The 18,951-nt window shown below is 64.8% G+C and carries 15 protein-coding genes; 5 read left to right on the top strand and 10 right to left on the bottom strand.

Annotated features, from left to right (window positions below; translation table 11 throughout):
* Both WCB02_RS14435 and WCB02_RS14430 read left to right on the top strand, forming a co-directional pair.
* On the top strand, positions 1 to 181 hold a 181-nt coding region (locus WCB02_RS14435), incomplete at its 5' end, for a hypothetical protein (RefSeq protein WP_423958896.1).
* Positions 182 to 2,434 (top strand): putative bifunctional diguanylate cyclase/phosphodiesterase, encoded by a 2,253-nt coding sequence (locus WCB02_RS14430; protein ID WP_423958895.1) that lies wholly within the window; start codon positions 182 to 184, stop codon positions 2,432 to 2,434.
* A 153-nt stretch (positions 2,435 to 2,587) separates the two neighbouring features.
* Here the strand turns inward: WCB02_RS14430 and WCB02_RS14425 are convergent, their stop codons facing one another.
* From WCB02_RS14425 to lepA, 5 genes are all read right to left on the bottom strand, one after another.
* Positions 2,588 to 2,929 carry a plasmid stabilization protein gene (locus tag WCB02_RS14425; RefSeq protein ID WP_423958894.1) on the bottom strand — a complete coding sequence of 114 codons (342 nt, stop codon included), beginning with the start codon at positions 2,927 to 2,929 and terminating at the stop codon, positions 2,588 to 2,590.
* Between the two features lie 91 nt (positions 2,930 to 3,020).
* Positions 3,021 to 4,988 carry a methyl-accepting chemotaxis protein gene (locus tag WCB02_RS14420; protein WP_423958893.1) on the bottom strand — a complete coding sequence of 656 codons (1,968 nt, stop codon included), beginning with the start codon at positions 4,986 to 4,988 and terminating at the stop codon, positions 3,021 to 3,023.
* Between the two features lie 179 nt (positions 4,989 to 5,167).
* Complete coding sequence (locus tag WCB02_RS14415) at positions 5,168 to 7,135, bottom strand: methyl-accepting chemotaxis protein (RefSeq protein WP_423958892.1); 1,968 nt, start codon at positions 7,133 to 7,135, stop codon at positions 5,168 to 5,170.
* A gap of 170 nt (positions 7,136 to 7,305) precedes the next feature.
* A complete protein-coding gene (locus WCB02_RS14410) occupies positions 7,306 to 8,478 on the bottom strand; it encodes an acyl-CoA dehydrogenase family protein (RefSeq protein ID WP_423958891.1) in 1,173 nt (390 codons plus the stop codon).
* A 138-nt stretch (positions 8,479 to 8,616) separates the two neighbouring features.
* Positions 8,617 to 10,428, bottom strand: coding sequence for a translation elongation factor 4 (lepA, locus tag WCB02_RS14405; protein ID WP_423958890.1), 1,812 nt, complete (start codon positions 10,426 to 10,428; stop codon positions 8,617 to 8,619).
* Between the two features lie 135 nt (positions 10,429 to 10,563).
* Here lepA and WCB02_RS14400 point away from each other — a divergent pair, with 135 nt between their 5' ends.
* Positions 10,564 to 12,156, top strand: coding sequence for a glycosyltransferase family 39 protein (locus WCB02_RS14400; protein ID WP_423958889.1), 1,593 nt, complete (start codon positions 10,564 to 10,566; stop codon positions 12,154 to 12,156).
* A 171-nt stretch (positions 12,157 to 12,327) separates the two neighbouring features.
* Here the strand turns inward: WCB02_RS14400 and WCB02_RS14395 are convergent, their stop codons facing one another.
* From WCB02_RS14395 to WCB02_RS14375, 5 genes are all read right to left on the bottom strand, one after another.
* Entirely contained in the window at positions 12,328 to 12,660 is a 333-nt protein-coding gene (locus WCB02_RS14395; RefSeq protein ID WP_423958888.1) for an HPr family phosphocarrier protein, read from the bottom strand.
* Positions 12,657 to 13,058, bottom strand: a complete 402-nt coding sequence (locus WCB02_RS14390) for a PTS sugar transporter subunit IIA (protein ID WP_212503542.1) — start codon at positions 13,056 to 13,058, stop codon at positions 12,657 to 12,659. Before WCB02_RS14390 ends, WCB02_RS14395 begins: the two co-directional genes overlap by 4 nt.
* 189 nt (positions 13,059 to 13,247) lie before the next feature.
* Positions 13,248 to 13,718: an HPr kinase/phosphorylase gene (locus tag WCB02_RS14385; protein WP_423958887.1), complete on the bottom strand. Its 471-nt coding sequence runs from the start codon at positions 13,716 to 13,718 to the stop codon at positions 13,248 to 13,250.
* Positions 13,715 to 15,514, bottom strand: coding sequence for a stimulus-sensing domain-containing protein (locus tag WCB02_RS14380; RefSeq protein WP_423958886.1), 1,800 nt, complete (start codon positions 15,512 to 15,514; stop codon positions 13,715 to 13,717). The genes WCB02_RS14385 and WCB02_RS14380 overlap by 4 nt, the downstream gene beginning before the upstream one ends.
* A 119-nt stretch (positions 15,515 to 15,633) precedes the next feature.
* Positions 15,634 to 16,335 (bottom strand): response regulator transcription factor, encoded by a 702-nt coding sequence (locus WCB02_RS14375; RefSeq protein ID WP_423958885.1) that lies wholly within the window; start codon positions 16,333 to 16,335, stop codon positions 15,634 to 15,636.
* 212 nt (positions 16,336 to 16,547) lie between these two features.
* On the opposite strand from WCB02_RS14375, the gene WCB02_RS14370 reads away from it, so the two are divergent.
* Complete coding sequence (locus tag WCB02_RS14370; RefSeq protein ID WP_423958884.1) at positions 16,548 to 17,282, top strand: HugZ family protein; 735 nt, start codon at positions 16,548 to 16,550, stop codon at positions 17,280 to 17,282.
* A 590-nt stretch (positions 17,283 to 17,872) separates the two neighbouring features.
* Positions 17,873 to 18,951 (top strand): phosphoenolpyruvate carboxykinase (ATP) (locus WCB02_RS14365; RefSeq protein WP_423958883.1); only part of this gene is annotated, 1,079 nt, incomplete at its 3' end.

Raw genomic sequence — 18,951 nt, 5'->3', positions numbered from 1 at the left:
ATCCCGCGCCGCCTTTCGCCCGGGAAACGGGCAGGCCAGCCTCGGAGCAAACCTTGGAACCGGCGGGGGAATCATGCGCCATGGCCAGCCGTCGCTGGCCGTTTCCGGAATGAGATACCTTTTCTTTAAGACCTTGCCCCAATACAGCGTGACGTGGAATGCAGTGCGAGCGGGGCAGTGAATGCCGAGTATCCGGCCGAACAATCGAAGGAAACCGAAGCATGCGGCGATCATCCGGAAACCTGGCCGCCGCGCCAAGCCAAGTCCCGAGCTCAAGCCAAGTCCCAAGCTCAAGCCAAATCCCAAGCTAGGGAGTCATTGGTCTGAAGCCGGAAGGGCAAGCGAGATCGCGCACACGCGCGCCGAGGTCGAAGCCGCGATCGCAAGTGCACGGAAATCTCATGAGCGGCTGCGCGAGGCGATCGATATCCTGCCCCAGGGCATCGTGTTTCTCGACGCCGAAGGCCGCTACATCCTCTGGAACAAGCGGTACGCCGAGATCTACAGCCGCAGCGCGGATCTGTTCGCGCCCGGCGCGAAGCTGCAGGACACCATTCGCATCGGCGTCGCGCGCGGGGACTACCCGGAAGCTATCGGCCGGGAAGAGGAATGGATCGCCGAGCGGCTGGCGAGACTCTACCACCCCGGCGAGCGTCACGAGCAAAAGCTTGCCGACGGGCGGGTCATCCTGATCGATGAGCGGTTGACCGACGACGGCGGCGTCATCGGCCTGCGCGTCGATATCACTGAACTGAAGCAGCGCGAGGCTTCGTTCCGGCTGCTGTTCGACTGCAATCCTGTTCCGATGATCGTCTGTGCGCTGGACGACGAGCGAGTGCTCAGCGTCAACGCCGCCGCGATTGATCATTACGGCTATGGCCGGCCCGAGTTCGAGAAGCTCACGATCCGCAGCCTGCAGGCCTTCGATCGCGAGGCGCCGTGGGCCGGCGATCGTTCGAGCGACGAACGGGCCGCGCGAACCTGGAAACACGTGAAGGCCGACGGAACCCTGATCGACCTCGCGATCTATGCGCGCCATCTGGTCTATCATGAGCGGCCGGCGGTGCTGCTCGCCCTCATGGATATCACCGAGCGCAAGCGGGCCGAGGCGAGGCTCGCGTTTCTGGCCCAGCATGACGGGCTGACCGGACTGCCGAACCGCAACCTGTTGCGCCAGCAAATGGACGACATCCTGCTGCACCGGCGGCGTGGCTCGGAGAAGGTCGCGGTCCTGGTGCTCGGCCTCGACAACTTCAAATCCGTCAACGACACGCTCGGCCACGGCATTGGCGACAAGTTGTTGCGCGGGGTGGCCAAGCGGCTGCGATCCACGCTGCGTGCGGAAGATACCGTGGCCCGCCTCAACTCCGACGAATTCGCGATCGTCCAGACCCGGCTGGCGCGGCCCGAGGACGCGGTGCTGCTGGCGAAGCAGCTGCTGGAGGCGATCAGCGACCCCTTTCTGCTCGACGGCGATTGCGTCATCACCGGCGCCACCATCGGCATGGCGATGGCTCCCGGCGATGGCGACGATTCGGAGAAGCTTCTCAAGAACGCCGACATGGCGTTGTCCCGCGCCAAGATGGAATCGCGCGGCACCTTCAGCTTCTTCGAGGCCGGGATGGACGCGCATGCCCAGATCCGCCGCAAGATCGAGACCGACTTGCGCGAGGCCATCCAGAACGACGTGCTGCGGCCGTTCTATCAGCCGCTGGTCGACCTTTCGAGCGGCCGTATCACAGCTTGCGAGGCCCTGGTGCGCTGGCCGCATCCCGAGCGCGGGATGGTCTCGCCGGCCGAGTTCATCCCGGTCGCCGAGGAGACCGGCCTGATCGATGCGCTCGGCGGGTTGATGTTGCGCCGGGCCTGCATGGACGCAGCGCTCTGGCCGGACAATGTTCGTGTCGCCGTCAATCTGTCGCCGGCGCAGTTTCGCGTCGGCAATCTGTTGTCGGTCGTGATGGACGCGCTGCGGCAATCCGGCCTGTCGGCGAAGCAGCTGGAACTGGAAATCACCGAAACGTTGTTACTGGAGAAGAGCAGCCATGTGCTGGTCACGCTGCATGCGCTGCGCGCACTCGGGGTGCGGATTTCGATGGACGATTTCGGGACCGGTTATTCCAGCCTGAGCTATCTGCGCAGCTTCCCGTTCGACAAGATCAAGATCGACCAGTCGTTTGTCCGCGACCTGGCCGCCAATCGCGACGCCCAGGCGATCATTCGCTCCATCGTCAGCCTCGGCAAGGGCCTCGGCGTCACCATCACGGCCGAGGGCGTCGAGACCGAGGCGGAGCTGAGCTGCCTGCGCGCCGAGGGCTGCCACGAGGGGCAGGGCTTTCTGTTCAGCCGGGCGCGGCCCAATGCGGAAATCGTCGAACTCCTGCGTGCGCAGAATGGCGCGGATGCGCTGGCGCGCAAGGCGCGAGTCGCCTAGAGATCGTGATGGGATCGAGCTTGGATCACCATCCGCTCCCGGTTTTTGATTGAGTGGGATGTTCGCGACAAACGCGTTCCGCGCTTGTCGCGAAGGAAATCCGGTACTCGCCCGTCGGATCGCAGCCCGAGGGCATGCTTTCCGAATCACGCTTTAGGATTTCTTGCGTGCGCCGGAGCGCTTGGTCGCATGCTTTTTGCGGCTGGCCGCGGCTTTCTTGGCGGAACGCGAACGCGCCGCCGCTGGCCGACTCGCGGCAGCCTTGCCGCCGCGCGGGCCGCCGATGCGGCCGCCGCGCTTCGACGGCTCATGGTTTTCGGGCTTGCCGCGTCCCGAGCCGGTTTTCTTGCCGCCGCCGGTTTCCTTGTTGACGGTGGCCCACGCGCGCCGCTCGGCTTCCTGTTTGGCGACGCCGCGGTCCTCGTAGCCTTCCTCGATGTGCTCGGCCTGGCGCTTCTGCTTGTTGGTGTAGCTGGACTTGTCGCCGCGCGGCATGCTTCGTCTCCTCGGATTGCGGTTGCATTGATCGCAACGCAGGCCGCGCGGCGCGGTTCCGCCACGCGATCAGGGAGACTGGATCGTTTGGTTACGCCGCGTCGCGCAAGCCGGCGAGGAACGTGTCGACGCTCTGGAATAGCGCGCGGGCCTGTTGGCCGAGCTGGCCCGACGCCGCCATGACGCTGTCGGCCAGGCTGCGCGACTGCTCCGCTGCCTGGCTCGCACCGGTGACATTATGCGAGACCTCGTTGGTGCCGGCCGCAGCCTGCTGCACGCTGCGCGCGATTTCGCGGGTTGCGGAATCCTGTTCTTCCACCGCGGCGGCAATCGTGGTGGCGATCCCGCTGATGTCCTGGATGGTCTGGCTGATGCCGCCGATCGCGGTTACGCAATCGGAGGTGGCGGACTGGATTGCGCTGACCTGGCCGGCGATCTCCTCGGTCGCCTTCGCGGTCTGGCTGGCGAGTTCCTTCACTTCGGCTGCGACGACCGCAAAACCCCGGCCGGCGTCGCCGGCACGCGCGGCCTCGATCGTCGCGTTGAGCGCCAAGAGATTGGTCTGGCTGGCGATGGCATCGATCAGCCGAAGCACATCGCCGATCTTTTCGGCGGTGGCGGCCAGGCTGCCGACCATTTCGGTGGTTTGCCCGGCCTTGCTGACGGCCTGTTCGGCGACGCTGCTGGAATGGGTGACCTGGCGGCCGATTTCGGCGACCGAAGAGGCGAGCTCTTCGGTTGCGGCGGCAACGGTGCTGACGCTGTTCGAGGCTTCTTCGGAAGCAGCCGCCGCCGCCTTGGCGCGCTGCGACGTGCCATGGATGCTTTCGCTGATCGCGGCGGCGGCGCGCTGCATCTCGTCGCTGGCCTTGGTGACGGCCGACACCACGCCCTTGACGTCGGTCTCGAAACGGTCCGCCATCTGGCGCTGCAGCGTCTTCTTCTCCAACTCGGCCTTGTGCTTGTCGGCCTCCTGCGCCTCGCGCAGCGAGCGCGTCTCGGCCATGTTGCGGCGGAACACGTCCACCGCCTGCGCCATGGTGCCGAGTTCGTCGGTGCGATCGCCGCCGGGAATGACGACGTCGGTATCGCCGCCCGAAAGGCGGTTCATGACGGCCGTGATCGCGACCAGCGGACGCGACATGCCGCGCCCCAGCAGGAACGCGACCAGCGCGGCGCCGACGAGAATGGCAAGGGTGCCGAACAGCAGGGTTCGCTGGGCGCTGGAGGCGGCAGCCTCGTAGGCGGTCGTGTCCTTGACGATTTCCAGCACCGCAATGGGCTTTCCAGCATAGTCCTTGATCGGTCCGACGTAGAGCGCGGCCGAGTGGCCGGCAAGAACGGCATCACGATGCAAAGGTGCGCCTGAATAGACGCTCCTCAGCTCTTCCTGGGTCGCTACAACCTCATCGCCGAAGGTGGAGGAGAGCTTTTTCAGGTTTTGGCCGTCGAGCGCGTGCACGGCCAGATCGATGCCGAAGCGCTGCTTGGCGCGGTCGACGAACTCCTTGCCGAAGGCGGCGCCGATATCGACATTGGCGAGGCTCTTGCCGTCACGCACGATCGGCGTGATGCCGAAAATCCCGAGCGATTCCCGCCCAGCTTCGACACCGACAATCGGTTGGCCGGTCGCCAGGGCCTTTACAACGGTGGCGCGGCGCGCCGAGACGTCGTCACCGAAGACTTTTGGCGCGTGGACGCGATAGAAAGTCACGGCCGGCGGCGTCTGGAACGAAATCAGGGGGATGCCTTGCGCTTTCAGCGCCGTATGGGTGGCCAGGAGCAGCGCGCCGAGAGCGTCCCGGTCTCCTCTGCTGATGGCGTCACCGACCGGCGGCAGTGCCGCAATGGCGGAACTGACCGCGAGCGCCGTGCGGCCCTCATAATCGACGGCCGCGATCACGCTGTCATATTGCAGCTTGAGTTCCCGATCGAGCGCCAGCTGGGTCAGTGACCGCTGCTGGAAGATCGAGAAAGTTCCGAGAATCCCGCAGGCAACGGCGACGGTGACGGAAATCGCAAGAATCAGGCGCGCGGCGATCGAACGGAGCTTGAACATGGGCATTCCGGGTCAAAGGAGGTTTGTTCGGAAGTTGCAGGAAAGTCATTAATAACTGCCGCCGCAGTTCGCTCGTAGGACTACGGAGTTTTACGGAATCGTCAGTCTGGAACGTCGCTCGGACGCGTTCTTATCGGTTCCATTGCGCCTCCGGCCCGTCAGCGGATGGATGCAGGGCGCTACGCCGCGTCGCGCAAGCCGGCCAGGAAGCTGTCGACGCTCTGGAACAGTGTGGCGGCGTGCTGGCCGAGCTGGCCGGACGCGACCATGACGCTGTCGGCCAGACTGCGCGACTGTTGTGCCGCCGTGCTCGCGCCGGCGACGTTTTGGGAGACTTCGCTGGTACCGGCGGCGGCCTGCTGCACGCTCCGCGCGATCTCGCGGGTCGCGGAATCCTGTTGCTCGACCGCGGCGGCGATGGTGGTGGCGATGCCGCTGATGTCACGGATGGTCTGGCTGATGCCGCCGATCGCGACGACGCATTCGCCGGTGGCCGACTGGATCGCGGTGACTTGGCCCGCGATCTCCTCGGTCGCCTTCGCGGTTTGACTCGACAGCTCCTTCACCTCGGCGGCGACCACGGCAAAGCCGCGGCCGGCCTCGCCGGCCCGCGCCGCCTCGATGGTGGCGTTCAGCGCCAGCAGATTGGTCTGGCTCGCGATGGCGTCGATCAGGCGAAGCACGTCGCCGATCCTCTCTGCCGCAGCGGCCAGACTGCCGACCATTTCGGTGGTCTGGCCGGCCTTGCTGACGGCTTGTTCGGCGACGCTGGAGGAATGGGTGACCTGGCGGCCGATCTCGGCGACGGACGAGGCCAGTTCCTCGGTCGCGGACGCCACCGTGCCGACGCTGGCCGAGGCTTCCTCCGAGGCTGCGGCTGCGGCGGCGGCGCGCTGCGAGGTACCGTTGATGCTCGCGCTGATCTCGGATGCCACCCGCTGCATGTCCTCGGTCGCCTTGGCGACCGCGCCGACCACGCTCTTGACGTCGGCTTCGAAACGATCGGCCATCCGGCGCTGCAGCGCCTTCTTCTCGACCTCGGACTGCTGCTTGGCGGTTTCCTGGGTCTCGCGCAGCGCGCGCGCCTCCAGCATGTTGCGGCGGAACACATCGACGGCCTGGGCCATGGTGCCGAGTTCGTCGCCGCGCTCGCCGCCGGGGATTGCGACTTCCATGTCGCCGGAAGACAGCCGGTTCATGACCGCGGTGATCGCCGTCAGCGGGCGCGACAGCCCTCGTCCGAGCAGGAACGCCAGCAACGCGGCGACGGCCAGAATGATGATCGTGCCGATGACCAGGCGCCGTTGCGCGCCGGCGGCCGCGGCCTCGTAGGCCGTGGTATCCTTGATCACCTCCAGCACCCCGACCGGCTGGCCGGCGTAGTTCTTGATCTGCCCGACATAGAGTGCGGCCGGATGACCGGCCAGCGTGGCGTCGCGCGTAACCACCGCGCCGTCGAACACGCGCCTCAGCTCGTCCGGAGTTGCCACGACGTCGTCGCCGAAGGTCGAGGACAGTTTCTTGAAGCTGTGGCCGTCGGTCCAATGCACGGCGAGGTCGATGCCGAAGCGCTGTTTGATGCGATCGACGAAGTCCTTGCCAAAGGAGATGCCGATATCGGTATTGGCGAGAACCCTGCCGTCGCGCATGACCGGCGTCATGCCGAAGATGCTCAGCGCATCGCGTCCCGGCTCGACGCCGACGATCTGCCGCCCGGTCTTCAACGCTTCCGGTACCGTGACGCGGCGGTTGGTGACATCATCGCCGAAGTTCTTCGGATCGTGCACGCGATAGAAGGCGATGGCCGGCGGCGTCTGGAAGGTGACGAGCGGAATATCCTGCGTCTTCAACGACGCCATGGCGCCGCCGAGCAGCGTGCCCAAAGCCTCCCGATCGCCTTTCTGGATGGCGTCCGCGACGGGCGGCAGCGCCGCGATCACGGAACTGACCGCGAGCGCGGTGCGGCCCTCATAGTCGAGAGCTGCGATCACGCCGTCATATTGCAGCTTGAGTTGCTGTTCGAGGGCGAGATCGGTGAGCGCGCGCTGCTGCCAGATCGAGAACGTTCCGAGGATGGCACAGGCCGCCGCGACAGTGAGCGAAATCGCAAGAATCAGCCGGGCGCTGATCGAACGCAGTCTGAACATGGGGAGTGTCCGCTTTTTCTCGTTGGGTGGCGGACGGAATATCCCAGAAAGAAATTAACAATTGAGCGGTATTCCAATCAGGATAGCGGGTTGTATGGCGGACAATCCGTGACCAGGGATTGGGTTGTGCTTGGGAATCCTTTGTGCATCTCCTCGGTGCCTGCTTGGCCTCACCGCGTGGTGGGGGCCGTCTCGAGGTTGGCTGACAGGATCGCGCGGCCGGCATCCTCGTAGTGGGTATCGCGCGCCTGGATCTGCTGGGCGATGGCATGCATGTCGCGAAAGCGTCGCTCGAACGGATTGGCGTGGAAGATCGCAGTGGCGCCGGCCATGTGATAGGCGGTATCGACCACGGACGCTGATTGATGGATAGTCCAGGTCGCGGCGATGCGCAGCGCGATGCGATGGGCTTCGGTGAGAGGATCGCCGCGTTCGAGATCGCGCCAGACCTCGGCGGCAGTCGTATAAAGATAGGCGCGGGCCGCGCGCAGGCTGGCTTCGGTGCGTCCGATCAGGCCCTGCACGGCGTTGTTTTCGCGCATGGCTGCCAGCCCCTGCGGCAGCTTCTCGCGGGCGAGATCGGTCGCGGCATCGAGCGTGGCGCGGGCGAGGCCCAGCGAGGTCGCGGCAAAGCCCATGCCGAACACCATGTTGGTGGAGAGCTTGTAGAGCGGCCCGCTTTCGCGCAGCGCGTTGGGGTCGTCGCGCAGCGCGGCGAATTTCTCGGGAATGAAGAGATTGTCGACCGAATAGGAATCGGTGCCGGTGCCCTTGAGGCCGATCACGTCCCAGACGTCGTACATGGTGGCGCTGGTGATCGGGAACAGGACGGTTCGGATTTCCGGCGAGCCGTCCGGCTTTTTGCGCGGTGTGCCGTCGGCCTCGGTGATCCGGACATGAGCGCCCAGCCAGCTCGCCTGCCGCGAGCCCGAGGCAAATTCCCAGCGCGCATGCGCCCTGTAGCCGCCGGGAACCGCCTGCACCGAATGGGCGATGGCGCCCCAGGCCAGGATGCCGGGCGCGGTATTGAAAATTTCGTTGGCCGCTTCGGGATCGAGATAGGCCGCGGTCATCGCGCAGACGCTGCACTGGCCGAGGCACCAGGCGGTAGAGGCATCCGCCTTCGCGATTTCCTCCTGCATGCCCATGAAGACTTCGAGCGGCGCCTCGGCGCCGCCAAGACTCTGCGGCAGCAGCGAACGATAGAGCCCGTTCCCGATCAGGGCGGAGACGACCGGCTCGGTGAGCCGCCTTGTCCGCTCGATCGAATCGGCCTCGCCCGCGATCAACGGGGCCAGCGCGCGGGCGCGCTCGATCAGGCTCAATCCGGCAAGTTTGTTCATCGCGTTTCCTCTGCCCTTTGCGGGGTTCTGATTGGGAGCGGCAATGGTGGTCCATCTGCGGTCGGCGATCAAGGTGGGGGAGGCGCGATCGCGTCCCGTCGCGAGCCTCGCCATGACCCGCCTGCGGTTGAGCAGCTCTCAGCTATCGACCTTCAGTGCGGCAATGAAGGCTTCCTGCGGGATGTCGACCTTGCCGAACTGCCGCATCTTCTTCTTGCCTTCCTTCTGCTTCTCCAGAAGTTTGCGCTTGCGGGTGACGTCGCCGCCGTAGCATTTCGCGGTGACGTCCTTGCGCAAGGCGCGCACGGTCTCGCGCGCGATCACCTTGCCGCCGATCGCCGCCTGGATCGGAATCTGGAACATGTGCGGCGGGATCAATTCCTTCATCTTCTCGACCATGGCGCGGCCGCGGCCTTCGGCGCGGGTGCGATGCACCAGCATCGACAGCGCGTCCACCGGCTCGCCATTGACCAGGATCTGCATCTTGACCAGGTCGGCAGGCTTGTAGTCGGTCAGGTGATAGTCGAACGAGGCGTAGCCCATGGACACCGACTTCAGCCGGTCGTAGACATCGAACACCACCTCGTTCAGCGGCAGGTCGTATTTCACCATGGCGCGGGAGCCGACATAGGTCAGCTCCTTCTGCGCACCGCGCCGGTCCTGGCAAAGTTTCAGCACGCTGCCGAGATATTCGTCGGGAGTCAGGATTGTGGCCTCGATCCAGGGCTCCTGGATCTCGGCGATCTTCACCACGTCGGGCATGTCGACCGGATTGTGGATCTCGATCTCGCTGCCGTCGGTCAGCTTCATCTTGTAGATCACCGAGGGTGCGGTCGCGATCAGGTTGAGATCGAATTCGCGCGAGAGCCGCTCCTGGATGATCTCCAGATGCAATAGCCCGAGGAAGCCGCAGCGGAAGCCGAAGCCGAGGGCTGCCGAGGTCTCCATCTCGAAGGAGAAGCTGGCATCGTTCAACCGCAGCTTGCCCATCGCGGCGCGCAGCGTTTCGAAATCGTCGGCATCGACCGGAAACAGGCCGCAGAACACCACCGGGATCGCCGGCTTGAAGCCCGGCAGCATTTCGGTCACCGGCTTCCTGTCGTCGGTGATGGTGTCGCCGACCCGGGTATCGGCGACCTCCTTGATCGCCGCGGTGATGAAGCCGATCTCGCCGGGGCCGAGTTCGTCGACCTGCGTCATCTTCGGCGTGAAGAAGCCGACGCGCTCGACGTCATAGGCCGCGTTGGTGCCCATCATGCGGATGCGGCTGCCCTTCTTCATCACGCCGTCGACGACCCGAATCAGGACGACCACGCCGAGATAGACGTCGTACCAGCTGTCGACCAGGAGCGCCTTCAGTGTCGCATCGCGGTCGCCCTGCGGCGGCGGCAGGCGGGTGACGATCGCTTCCAGCACGTCGGGAATGCCAAGCCCGGTCTTGGCCGAGATCATGATCGCATCGGAGGCGTCGATGCCGATCACGTCCTCGATCTGCTGCTTCACCTTCTCGGGCTCGGCCGCCGGCAGGTCGACCTTGTTGAGGACCGGGACGATCTCGTGATTGTTGTCGAGCGCCTGATAGACGTTGGCGAGCGTCTGCGCCTCCACGCCCTGGCTGGCGTCGACCACCAGCAGGGACCCTTCACAGGCCGCCAATGACCGGGAGACTTCATAGGCGAAGTCGACATGGCCGGGGGTGTCCATCAGGTTGAAGATGTAATCCTTGCCGTCCCTGGCGTGGTAGTGCAGCCGGACCGTCTGCGCCTTGATGGTGATGCCGCGCTCGCGCTCGATATCCATGGAATCGAGCACCTGCTCCTTGCCCGCCATCTCGCGATCGGTCAGCCCGCCGGTGGTCTGGATCAGGCGGTCGGCCAGCGTCGATTTGCCATGATCGATATGGGCGACGATGGCAAAGTTGCGGATGTTGGAAATGGGGACGCTCGTCATGGGCGCGGGATAGCATTCACCCACCTATGCGGCAACCATATTGCTGTATTTTCAGGGGCTTTCTTCACGCCAAGCTGATTCGCATCCAATTCCAAACCGATTTCACTCGCGCGCAAAACGCGCTAGGCACGGGCCATGTCGACTGCATCAGTTTTGCCGGCGGCCGCGCAGGCGCGCCGCAGGTTCAGCCTTCGCCGGGTCGCCGCATGGTTTGCGGCGCGCGCCAGCGATCCCAAGTCCGGCCCGTGGCTCGTGATCAGCTTTGCGGTGTGGCATGCGCTGCTCTGGACCTTGATCCTGATCCGGCTCAAGGCGGCGCAGGACGTCCATATGGACGTCGCGGAGGCGTTCGCCTGGGGCCAGAAATTCCAGCTCGGCTACGGCAAGCATCCGCCGCTTGCCGGCTGGGTCGCCGGGCTCTGGTTCAAGGTCTTCCCGGTCGCCGACTGGGCGACCTATCTGTTGGCGATGACGACGCTCGGCGCCGGGCTCGTGATCTCGTGGCTGATCGCGTTGCGCGTGGTCGATCGCCGCCGCGCCTTTTTTGTCGTGGTGATGCTCGCGATCTATCCGATCTTCAATTTCAAGGGTTTCAAGTACAATCCCGACCTGCTGCAGCTTGTCACGCTGCCACTCGTGGTGCTGGCCTATCTCGATGCGTTCGAGAAGCGCAGCGTTCGCTCCGGCATCTGGCTCGGGCTCGCCGGCGCGCTGGCACTGATGACCAAATACTGGGTGCTGACCATGATCGGCGCCATCGGGCTGGCGGCGCTGCTCCATCCGGAGAGGATGAAGTTCCTGCGCTCGCCCGCGCCCTGGGTCGCGATCATCACGATGGTCGTGGCGATGATCCCACATCTCATCTGGCTGAAACAGGTGGACTTCGTGCCGCTCACCTATGCCGGCGACGTCTACGGACTATCGAGCCGCGCGCAGAGCGCAGGACTCGTGCTCGGCTATGTCGGTCACAATCTGGCGCTGCTGCTCCTGCCGATGGCGCTGGCGGCATTGGCGCTGGCGTGGCCGCCGCGCTTCATCGGACGGCTCTGGTCGCGCGGCACGAACCCGGGAGTCGATCCCGGGCAAGCGCTCAACATCTGGATCATCCAGGTCATCGTCGCGATCGGGCCGCCGCTCGGCGGTTTGGCCTTTACCATCTACATGAAGACCGATTGGGGTATCTCGCTGTTCTTCCTGGTGCCGCTGGCGCTGGTTGCGATCCCCGCGCTGCGCCTGCGCCGGATCGCGTTGTTCCGGCTCACCGTGATCTGGCTCGTGCTCTCGCTCGCGACGCTGGCTGCCGCGCCTGCGATCGCGGTGCGCGAAATGGAGGACAACCCCAACAGCGCCGCGAGCTACGGCGCGCGCTCCCAACTGGCGCGCGAACTGACCGAGACCTGGCACATGCGTTTCGGCTCACCCTGGCGGGTCGTCGCAGGCACCACGGAAGTCGGCGAGCCCATGACGTTCTACAGTCCTGACCATCCCGCGCCCTATACGCCGGGTGAAGTGTGGTCGTCCGGGCTGACCTCGCTGGGGGAGGCCAGGCGCCTCGGCTTCATCGGCATCTGCGATACCACCGATGGCCGGCTGCCGAGCTGCGAAGCCTGGATGAAGGACAACGCGGCGAATGCCGAGCAGCTGGTGATGACCACGCAGCGCTTCTTCCATGGCCATCCCGGCCCGGCGATCAACTGGAAGGTCTACATCGTGCCGCCGGCGCAGTAGCTTGGCCGCCTCGCACCGCAAGTGGGGAGGGAGTGCGCCGGACGGTCGCGCCAAATCTTCGCACCCCAAGTTTTCGCGTGCCAAGTCTTCGCGTGCCAAGTCTTCGCGTGCCAAGTCTTCGTATGCCAAGTCTTCGTATGCCAAGTCTTCGCATGCCAAGCCTCCGTTGGCCTACATGTTCTCTTCGCTGAACTTGCTCTCGACCAGCTCGGTGATCGCCGCGACCGCGGCCTCGGCGTCGGGACCGATCGCGGAGACCACGATCGTGGTGCCCGGTCCGGCCGCCAGCATCATCAGTCCCATGATGGAGGTGCCGCCGACCGTCTCGCTGCCGCGTGTCACCCAGACCTCGGCACTGAAGCGCTCGACCGTCTGGACGAATTTCGCGGACGCGCGCGCGTGCAGGCCGCGCTTGTTGATGATGAGGAGTTCCCGGGAAACCGCTCCCTCGGGCACGCGCGGGCCGGGGATGTTCTCTGCCGACGACTGGTCGTCGTCGATCATTTGCCGGCCAGCACGCGGCTGGCAATTGTGACGTATTTGCGGCCGGCTTCCTGAGCCATCGCGATCGCGTCGGGGAGCGACCGCTCCTCGCGAACCTTGGCCAGCTTGACCAGCATTGGCAGGTTGATCCCCGCCAAAACTTCTACTTTCGGCCGGCTCATGCAGGAAATGGCCAAGTTCGAGGGTGTCCCGCCGAACATGTCGGTGAGAATGGCAACGCCGTCGCCGGAATCGACGCGATTGACCGCCTCGATGATGTCGCTTCGACACAGATCGGCGTCATCCTCGGCCCCGATCGTGACCGCTTCGATTTGCTTTTGAGGACCCATGACGTGTTCCAGCGCCGCCCTGAACTCGTCGGCGAGGCGCCCATGGGTCACCAGTACTAGACCAATCATCGGAAACTCCTCGCGGGTGCTTCTTAGGTGCACCGCACGAACGCGCCACTTTGACCAATCGGTGCCCCCGCGCAAGAGGGCACTTTCGCGATTCTCCCGGAGTATGCGGGTAGGGAGGGGAGCAGCGCCAGTCTAATCCGTGGCGATTGTGAGGCTGATATGGTTACGATTCCCCTCCAGACAATCCTCTCACTCCTTAAGTGAATGTAAACCGGGGGTTGTCGTCAATGCCGCGACAACCATCGACAGGGCCGCAAAACCCGGTCCCACGGGGATTCGTGGTATTGAAACACCGTACACCCGTGCTTGCAGCGCTGCAGGCGGCGGCAGCCGCTCGGCGTCCGCCGCCGCCAAATCGACCAAAAGTCCGACCCGCGCCTGCTCGACGAAGGCACAGCGCCGGATGCCGAGCCCTCGAATCTCCATCAAGCCGGCCAATTCCCGGACCGAACGGACCACTAATTCTCCGGCGACTGTGTCGAGCAGGACACGGTCATCGCCCACCAGGGTCGTTTCAGGAATTTGTCCGGCCCGCCCCGCCAGGATCAGGTCGAAGGCGAGGCGCGATTTTCCCGCGCCAGACGGCCCGCGGATCAGCACCGCGCGGTCGCCGACCCGGACCGCGGAGGCATGCACGCTCGCGCCGGCGGCCTCGGTCATAGTGCCGGAAGTCGCACCACGAAGCGGGCGCCGGCCACGGTCGGCTCACCGTCCTCGCCGGCCGGTCCGGGCCTGTTCTCGGCCCAGATCCGTCCGCCATGAGCGTCGATGATCTGCTTCGAGATCGACAGCCCAAGCCCTGAGTTCTGGCCAAACCCCTGGTGCGGCCGATCGGTATAGAAGCGCTCGAAAATGCGCTCCAGTGCGTCCGAGCGAATCCCCGGCCCGTCGTCATCGACCACGATTTCGATTTGCGAGCGCAGGCGGCGGCAGATGATGCGTACCTGGGCGCCGGCTTCCGAAAAGGACTGCGCGTTTGACAGCAGGTTGGAGATCACCTGGCCGACGCGCGAATCGTGGCCGGGGACTGAGAAGGTGTCGGCGGGGTTGCGGCCCTCGAAGCGGACCTCGACGGCGACGTCGTGGCCGACCTTGGTTTCGTTGGCAACCGAGGTCAGCGTCGTCAGGAGGCGGCGAATATCGACCGGCGCCATGTCCTGTCGCTGCAATTCGGCGTCGAGCCGGCTCGCATCCGAGATGTCGGAAATCAGACGGTCCAGCCGCTTGACGTCGTGCTCGATGACCGCGAGCAACCGCGCGCGGCTGGTGTCGCTGCGCGCCAGCGGCAGCGTTTCCACCGCCGAGCGCAGCGAGGTGAGCGGGTTCTTCAATTCATGAGCGACGTCGGCGGCGAACATCTCGATCGCCTCGATCCGGTTGTAGAGCGCGTCGGTCATGTCCCGCAGCGCGCCTGAGAGATGCCCGATCTCGTCGCGGCGGCGGGTGAAGTCCGGAATCTCGACGCGGGTCTTGATGCGGCGGCGGACGCGCTCGGCGCTGTCGGCGAGCCGACGCACGGGACCCGCGATCGTGCTCGCCAACAACAGCGACAGCACGATCATGACGATCGTCGCGACGCCGCCGACCTTCAGGATCGCCAGCCGCTCGGCGCTCACCATCTGGTCGATGTCGTCGCCCTGGGTCGACAGCATCAGTGCGCCATGGATGTTGCGCGACCGCAGCACCGGCACGGCGACCGACACGATCACCTCGCCGCGGGCGTTGACGCGCACCATGCTGCGCTTCAAGCCCTTCAGGGCGTCGGCGACTTCCTCATAGCCGTTGCCGTTCTCCGGCTCCTGATAGAGTGGCAGGTCGCCGCGGTTGAGCCAGGTCCGGATCGCAATCATCGCCCGTTCGGGCAGGCCGGGCTTGTCCGAGGGCGGCGGCAGGTCGAAGCGCAGCACGTTTTCCAGGCTGCGGCTGTCGAGGATCAGTCCACCGTTCGGATCGTAGATCCGCGCGCGGGTCTTGGTTGGGGATATCAGGGTCCGCAGCACCGGTGCGACGCGTTCCGGATTGATCGGGAAATCAAGCGGCGAATAGTCGTCGCCGCCCGTGTAGGTTTCGCCTGGTTTCAGGTCGAGCAGCCGATCGGGATCGATGGTGATGGTATTGGTCTGCACCGTCGCGGATGCGGCGATCGCGCCCGCGATGATCTCGGCCTGCACCAGCAGGCTCTGGGCGCGGGCATCGATCAGGCCGGCGCGAAACTGCGACAGATAGAGAATGCTCGCCACCAGCGCGAGCAGGCCCGCGATGTTCAGCGAGACGATGCGGCGGGTCAGACTGGAGAAGCTGAGCGTGAACAGGAACTGGCCGGCGCGGCGCAGCCAGCCGAGCGGCCGCCGCCACGCCCTGACCGGCAGGCTGTCGACGGCAGCACCGTCCTGCACCAGGGACGCGGGGTCGTCCTCGGCTTTCAGTCCTGGACCGGGCTGCGTTCGATCAAGCAAAGGCCAACACTTGTCTGGATCGAGTTAAGTCAGGATCGCGTTAAGCTTTGGATCAAGTCATCGCCGCCCGCATCCTACCCCAGGGCGCAGGCGGCGTCAGCACGCGTTACGCGCGCCGATCAGGCTTCCTTGAAGCGGTAGCCCACGCCGTAGAGCGTTTCGATCATCTCGAACTCGTCGTCGACGACCTTGAACTTCTTGCGCAGCCGCTTGATGTGGCTGTCGATGGTGCGGTCGTCGACATAGACCTGATCGTCATAGGCCGCGTCCATCAGCGCGTTGCGACTCTTCACCACGCCGGGGCGGGTGGCGAGCGCCTGCAGGATCAGAAACTCGGTGACCGTCAGCGTCACCGGCTCATTCTTCCAGGTGCAGGTGTGGCGCTCCGGATCCATCCGCAGCAGGCCGCGATCGAGCGCTTTCGCGTCGGTCTCTTTCGGCACAGCGGTTGGATCCTTCGGCTGCGAGCGGCGCAGCACGGCCTTGACGCGTTCGACCAGCAGCCGCTGCGAGAACGGCTTGCGGATGAAATCGTCGGCGCCCATTTTGAGACCGAACAATTCGTCGATCTCTTCGTCCTTGGAGGTCAGGAAGATCACCGGCAAGTCGGATTTCTGCCTGAGCCGTCGTAACGTCTCCATGCCATCCATCCGCGGCATCTTGATGTCGAGGATGGCCAGATCGGGCTGGCTCGAGCGGAAGCCGTCGAGCGCGGAAGCGCCGTCGGTGTAGGTCATGATGCGATAGCCCTCGGCTTCCAGCGCGATCGAAACGGAAGTGAGGATGTTGCGGTCGTCGTCGACCAAAGCGATTGTGGGCATGAGCTCGCTTTCAGTTAGCTGCTGAATCGGCGGGCAATGAGTGATGCGCCGCATAATTGGGCTTCGGAAGCGGTCAGCGAGCAATGCAAGCTGGGCTGAAGTGTGACCGAATTCCGTAAAACGCTTCGCACCTGCGACGCGCCATGGCCCCGTGTGAGGTTGTTTACCCGAGAAAAGGTCTTCATTGCAATAGGATGACGAGGAAAAACCCGATGCAGATTACCGCTGATTTTAACCCCAACGCGCTCGCGAAATCGTTGCTCCGGCGCAGCCGGCAGGGCGCCCTGGCAACATTGATGGCCGGCCGCGGCGATCCTTATTGCTCCCTTGTCAATGTCGCGAGTCATCCCGACGGCTCGCCGATCCTGCTGATTTCACGTCTTGCGGTCCACACGAAGAACCTGCTCGCCGACGCCAGAGTCTCGCTGATGCTGGACGAGCGCAGCGCGGGCGATCCTCTGGAAGGGGCGCGAATCATGCTGTCCGGCCGCGCCGAGCAAGCCATGTCGGACGATCTGGCGCTGCTGCGCCGGCGCTACCTCAACGTCCATCCCTCCGCGGAGGCCTTCGTGGATTTCGCGGATTTCTCGTTTTTCCGGATCAGGCCGGCCGGCACGCATCTGGTGGCCGGCTTCGGGCGAATCGTCGACCTCGAGCCGGAGCAATTTCTGACCGTCACTGGCGATGCCAAGGCGCTGCTCGACGCCGAAGCGGGCGCGGTCGAGCACATGAATACCGATCATCGCGACGCCATGAATCTGTATGCGACGCGTCTGTTGTCCGCTGGGTCCGCCGACTGGCGCTGCACCGGCTGCGATCCCGACGGTATCGACATGCAGGCCGGCGACGCGGTGCTGCGGCTGGATTTTCCCGAGCGGGTGACCTCGGCCGAGGAATTGCGGAAGATGCTGGCCAGGCTGGCGGAGACCGCGCGCGCCACACCGTAGTCTTCTGAGAATGATCCGCAAACGCGCTTTCGCGTTTGCCGCGACAGATCAATGCTTGCTTCGACGGACCGAACGGGCCGCCCGCGCCGCTCTGCACAAGCGCTTTTGCGCCGATGGAGTCTGCGGTCGGCCTCGATTCCGAGGCGATCGCTCCTCGCGCTGAACACTCTCGGCGATTTCGCCCTTCGGTCTCCCTGAAGGCGGAGCCGGATCGGCCGCGCCGAAACGCTGTGTTTCTCGATGGCACGCTGCCCGCGTACAATTGTTGTGCCGCGCTGCGGCCACTCCCCTCGATCGGCGAGGGCGCACCGATTGTGCGTCGCAGCATGGGCCGCTGGATTGACGCGACGACCGATTGCGCATCGGGCGGCCGCCAAACCGCAACAGCGACACCTGCAATGCAGCAATCGATCGCGCTGCAGGACGCCGCATTCCCTCGCGATAACCAACCCTTCGGGATCGGCTTGGCAAGCCACGCGTTCATCACTATTAGCTCGCTTGGGCCTTGCCGGAGAGGCTATATAGCCATCGCCGCGACAAAGGCAGGCGCCTTTAGCGGCGGTGAGGCGTGTTTTTCGAGGAGGTCTTTGGTGCAAGAGACGGGCGTGCATAACGGGGCATTTGGTGCCGACAAATTCGGCTTCAAAAAACTTAAGGGCGTGAACTGGAATTTTGGCGCGCCGCAGCTGTACGAACATTCGCTGCGTGCAGGCGAAGCCGTGCTCTCCGCCGATGGCGCGCTGTGTGCCGATACCGGCGAGTTCACCGGGCGCAGCCCGAAGGACAAGTTCACCGTCCGCGACGCTTTGACCGACCAGTCGATGTGGTGGGCCGGCAATCAGTCGATCACCTCGGAACAGTTCGAGACGCTCTACCAGGACTTCCTGAAGGCTGCCGAGGGCATGACGCTGTTCGCCCAGGATCTCCATGGCGGTGCCGATCCCACGTTCCGGATCAAGACCCGGGTCTTCACCGAGCTCGCCTGGCATTCGCTGTTCATCCGGACGCTGCTCATTCGCCCCGAAGCGTCCGAGCTGCAGGACTTCGTGCCGGAACTGACCATCGTCGATCTGCCGAGCTTCCGCGCCGATCCCAAACGCCACGGCGTGCGTTCGGAGAATGTCGTCGCCATCGATTTCGCCCGCAAGATCGTCCTGATCGGCGGGTCTTATTATGCCGGCGAGATGAAGAAGAGCGTATTCACCACGCTGAACTATTATCTGCCCGAGAAGGGCGTGATGCCGATGCACTGCTCGGCCAATGTCGGGCCTGCCGGCGATACCGCGGTCTTCTTCGGTCTGTCCGGCACCGGCAAGACCACGCTGTCGGCCGATCCGAAGCGCACGCTGATCGGTGACGACGAGCACGGTTGGGGCAGCGAAGGCATCTTCAATTTCGAAGGCGGCTGCTACGCCAAGTGCATCAAGCTGTCGAAGGAGGCCGAGCCCGAGATCTTCGCGGCAAGCAAGCGCTTTGGCGCGGTGCTGGAAAACGTGGTGCTCGATCCGCACACCCGCGAGCCCGATTTCGACGACGGCTCGAAGACCGAGAACACCCGCTCCGCCTATCCGCTCGACTTCATTCCGAACGCCTCCCGCAGCGGGCGTGCGCCGCATCCGAAGAATGTGGTGATGCTGGCGGCGGACGCCTTCGGCGTGATGCCGCCGAT

The organism is Bradyrhizobium sp., assembly GCF_049581145.1.
In the GTDB taxonomy this organism is placed as follows: Bacteria; Pseudomonadota; Alphaproteobacteria; order Rhizobiales; family Xanthobacteraceae; genus Bradyrhizobium.
This window is presented reverse-complemented; position numbering and strand designations above follow the sequence as displayed.